Source organism: Citreimonas sp., assembly GCF_042096055.1.
Classification (GTDB): Bacteria; Pseudomonadota; Alphaproteobacteria; order Rhodobacterales; family Rhodobacteraceae; genus Citreimonas.
The window spans coordinates 15,648-19,608 of the sequence record NZ_JBELMH010000068.1; the positions used below are offsets into that span (position 1 = coordinate 15,648).

Here is a 3,961-nt window from a genome sequence, read left to right on the forward strand (position 1 = left end):
GCACCAGGTCATGGTCGACCGGCGTCGGGTTGCCCTTGAACACGGTCTCGACGAATTGCATCCCCTCGCGGATCGCCACCGGCGTCAGGTTCAGCCGGTCGGTCACGTCACCGATGGCGTAGATCGACGGCACGCTGGTCTGCGAGTATTCGTCCACTTCGATCGCGCCGCGGCGGCCGAGCGTCACGCCGGCCTCTTCCAGGCCCATGTCCTCGGTGTTGGGCGCGCGGCCGGTCGCGAACAGCACCATGTCGAAGACGCGGTCCTGCCCGTTGGTGCCCTTGATCCGCACCGGCACGCCGGGGCCCGGTTCGGGCTCGGACTTGCCGTAGCGCGTGGCCTCGATCGGGCCGCTCATGTGCGCGGTGTCCTCGTCGGGATCCTCGTCGCCGGTGGCGGTATCCATGCTGGCGATGTTGGTGCCGGTGTGCAGGTCGATGCCGCTTTCCTTCATCGCGTCGGCGATCAGGCCGCGGGCCTCCTCGTCGAAGCCGCGCAGGATCTGCGCGCCGCGGTAGTACTGCGTCACCTCGACGCCCAGCCCGTTGAGGATGCAGGCGAATTCGCAGGCGATGTAGCCGCCGCCGATGATCAGGATGGTCTTGGGCAGGTCTTCCAAGTCGAAGATGTCGTCCGACACGATGCCGCAGCTCGCCCCCGGCACCTCGGGGCGCACGGGGCGCCCGCCGGTGGCCACGAGGATGTGCTTGGCGGTCTTCACCTCGCCGGTCGACAGCTCGACCGTGTGCGGATCGCGCAGCCGCGCGCGGGCGTCGAACGTCTCGACCCCCGAGGCCTTGAGCATCTTGCGGTAGACGGCCTCGAGCCGGTCCAGCTCCTCGTGCAGGTGCCCGCGGAAGGTCTTCCAGTTGAAGGCGCCGTCCTGGATGTCCCAGCCGTAACAGCGCGCGGCGTCGGGCATGTGCGCGAACTCGGACGCGAAGACCATCAGCTTCTTGGGCACGCAGCCGCGGATCACGCAGGTGCCGCCATAGCGGCTTTCCTCGGCCAGCGCGACGCGGGCGCCGGTCTCGCCGGCGGCCACGCGTGCGGCGCGCACGCCGCCCGATCCGCCGCCGATCACGAAGAGGTCGTAGTCGAATTCGCTCATCGCGCGCTCCCTTACAGCCTGCGGGCGCAGGTATTTCACAGCGCGCGGGCGAACGCCACCAGAAGCGCGCCTAGCCGTCGAGATCGTCGAACAGGTTCTCGCCGATTTCGACGCGGTCTTCGCTGACGGTGCCGGTGGCGAGGTCGCGCATCTCGACCCGTCCGTCGGAGTGACCGATCACCACGCGGTCGCAGATGTCGATGAACAGCCCGTTCTCGACCACGCCCGGCACCTGGTTCAGCACCAGCGCCAGCTGGCGCGGATCGCCGATGCGGCCCAGGTGCAGGTCGAGGATGCGGTTGCCCTCGTCCGTGGCATAGGGCGTCGCGCCGTCCATCCGCAGCACCGTCTCGCGCCCCGCCACGTCGAGCGATTCCAGCGCCTCCTCGATCAGGGCGCGCGTGGCCTGCCAGCCGAAGCCGATGATCTCGACCGGCAGGGGAAACTTGCCCAGCGTCTCGACCTCCTTCGCCGCGTCGGCGATCACCACCATGCGGTCGGACGCGGTGGCGACGATCTTCTCGTGCAGCAGCGCGCCGCCGCCGCCCTTGATCAGCGACAGGTCGGGGTCGACCTCGTCCGCGCCGTCGATCGTCAGGTCCAGCCAGCCGGCATCGCCGAGGCCGATCACCTCGATGCCCAGCTCGCGCGCCAGCTCGGCCGTGCGGGCCGAGGTCGGCACCGCGCGAAAGCGCAACCCCTCGTCGCGCACCCGCTCGCCCAGGCAGCGCACCAGCCAGGCCGCGGTCGACCCGGTACCCAGGCCCACGCGCATGCCGTCCTCGACCAGGTCCGAGGCGCGGCGGGCGGCGGCGTATTTCGCCTTGTCGATGGGGGACAGGTCCGGGCTCATGCGGGTCTCCTTGGTCGGTCCGGCGGCACCGCGCGGCGCGCACGATGCGGTTCGGCGGCCTTATAGGCGCGCCCGCGCCCCTGCGCGACCCGGAATCGCCACCTTGCCCGCGCGGCCCGCGCGTGTTCGGATGGGACTTTCTGCAAGGGGTCGCCCATGTTCCTGTCGGTCTTCGAGATGTTCAAGGTGGGCATCGGCCCGTCGTCGTCGCACACGATGGGGCCGATGGTGGCCGCCGCGCGCTTCCTCGACGCGCTGCGCGAGGCGCCGTTCACCGCCTCGGGCCTGCGCGCCTCGCTGCACGGCAGCCTCGCCTTCACAGGCGTGGGCCACGCGACGGACCGCGCCACGGTGCTCGGCCTCGCCGGCTTCCGCCCCGAGACCTACGACGCGGACGCGGCCGAAAAGGCGCTGTCCCGCATCCGCGAGACCCGCAAGGTCGAGCCCGACGGACTGCCGCCGCTGGCCTTCGACCCCGAGAAGGACCTGCATTTCGACTTCGGCCCGCCCCTGCCCGGCCATGCCAACGGGATGGTCCTGATGGCGACCGACGCGCAGGGCGACGTCATCATGCGCGAGACGTACTTTTCCGTCGGCGGCGGCTTCGTCCTGACCGAGGCCGAGCTGAAGCAGGGCCGCGACACCGACACCGGCCCCGCCGTGCCCTACCCGTTCAAGACCGCGGCCGAGATGCTGGCGATGGCGCACGACAGCGGCCGCAGCATCGCCCAGATGAAGCGCGCCAACGAGGACAGCCGCGGCGGGCCGGCGGCGCTCGACCGCGGGATGGCGCGGATCTGGCAGGTGATGGAGGATTGCATCGACCGCGGCCTGGCCACCGATGGTACGCTGCCCGGCGGGCTGAACGTGCGCCGCCGCGCCAAGGCGATCCACGACCAGCTGCAGGCCGAACGCAGCCGCAACCAGTCCGCACCGCACACGATCAACGACTGGATGAGCGTCTACGCCATGGCCGTGAACGAGGAGAACGCCGCCGGCGGGCAGGTCGTCACCGCGCCGACGAACGGTGCCGCGGGCGTCGTCCCGGCGGTCATCCGCTACTGGCTGGACCACGTGCCCGGCGCGTCGAAGAAGAAGATCCCCGATTTTCTGCTGACGGCGGCGGCGATCGGTGGGCTGGTGAAGTACAACGCCTCGATCAGCGGCGCCGAGGCCGGCTGCCAGGCCGAGGTCGGCAGCGCCGCGGCGATGGCGGCGGCGGGGCTGGCCGCGGTCATGGGCGGCACGCCCGAGCAGATCGAGAACGCGGCCGAGATCGCGCTGGAACATCACCTCGGGATGACATGCGATCCGGTGAAGGGCCTCGTGCAGGTGCCCTGCATCGAGCGCAACGGCCTGGGCGCGGTCAAGGCGGTGTCGGCGGCGTCGCTGGCGCTGCGCGGCGACGGCGCGCATTTCGTGCCGCTGGACGCCTGCATCGAGACGATGCGTCAGACCGGCGCGGACATGAGCGAGAAGTACAAGGAGACCGCGCTCGGCGGGCTCGCGGTCAACGTGCCGAATTGCTGAGCAAGCACAGCGGGCCAAACTGCCGATAGCAGTCAGCCGGCGGAACGCTAACGGCGTCTAGCGCGCCGATTCGGTGCGTGCGCCCGGGCCGGGCACGATCTCTCCGACCGACAGCACGGGCGAGGCGTCGATATCGGCGGCGTCCAGCATCGCCGCGACGCGTTCCAGCGCGGCGACGATCATCGCCTGTTCCCAGTCGGGCAGCGATTCGAATTCCTTGACGTAGCGCTGCTGCAGCGCGTCCGGCGCGCCCAGCACCTTCTCGCGGCCGGCCTCGGTCACGATCAGGTGGGTCTGGCGCCGGTCGGTCTTGGACCGCTCCCGGTCGAGCATCCCGTAGCTTTCCAGCTTCTTGATCAGCGCCGAGATCGTCGCCTGCGTGACGCCCATGCGCGTCGCCACCTCGGTGGGCGTGGCGTGCCCCTTCTCGCACACGATCTGCAGCACGCGCAGCTGCACGGCGGTCA

The 3,961-nt window shown here is 70.6% G+C and carries 4 protein-coding genes; 1 reads left to right on the forward strand and 3 read right to left on the reverse strand.

The genetic code is table 11. From position 1 onward, the window contains the following. Both ACFDTC_RS13880 and rpiA read right to left on the reverse strand, forming a co-directional pair. A partial coding sequence (locus tag ACFDTC_RS13880; RefSeq protein ID WP_375259478.1) for an FAD-dependent oxidoreductase occupies positions 1 to 1,111 on the reverse strand: 1,111 nt, incomplete at its 3' end. Between the two features lie 70 nt (positions 1,112 to 1,181). Next, a complete protein-coding gene (gene rpiA, locus ACFDTC_RS13885) occupies positions 1,182 to 1,964 on the reverse strand; it encodes a ribose-5-phosphate isomerase RpiA (protein ID WP_375259479.1) in 783 nt (260 codons plus the stop codon). Between the two features lie 156 nt (positions 1,965 to 2,120). Here rpiA and ACFDTC_RS13890 point away from each other — a divergent pair, with 156 nt between their 5' ends. Further along, positions 2,121 to 3,494 (forward strand): L-serine ammonia-lyase, encoded by a 1,374-nt coding sequence (locus tag ACFDTC_RS13890; RefSeq protein ID WP_375259480.1) that lies wholly within the window; start codon positions 2,121 to 2,123, stop codon positions 3,492 to 3,494. 57 nt (positions 3,495 to 3,551) lie between these two features. On the opposite strand, the gene ACFDTC_RS13895 is transcribed toward ACFDTC_RS13890, so the two are convergent. Beyond that, the coding region (locus ACFDTC_RS13895; protein ID WP_375259481.1) for a MarR family winged helix-turn-helix transcriptional regulator at positions 3,552 to 3,961 on the reverse strand (410 nt) is incomplete at its 5' end.

Excerpts from the sequence above, each read along its gene's own strand:
- rpiA (WP_375259479.1), bottom strand. The coding sequence starts at position 1,964 with ATGAGCCCGGACCTGTCCCCCATCGACAAGGCGAAATACGCCGCCGCC.
- ACFDTC_RS13890 (WP_375259480.1), top strand. The coding sequence starts at position 2,121 with ATGTTCCTGTCGGTCTTCGAGATGTTCAAGGTGGGCATCGGCCCGTCG.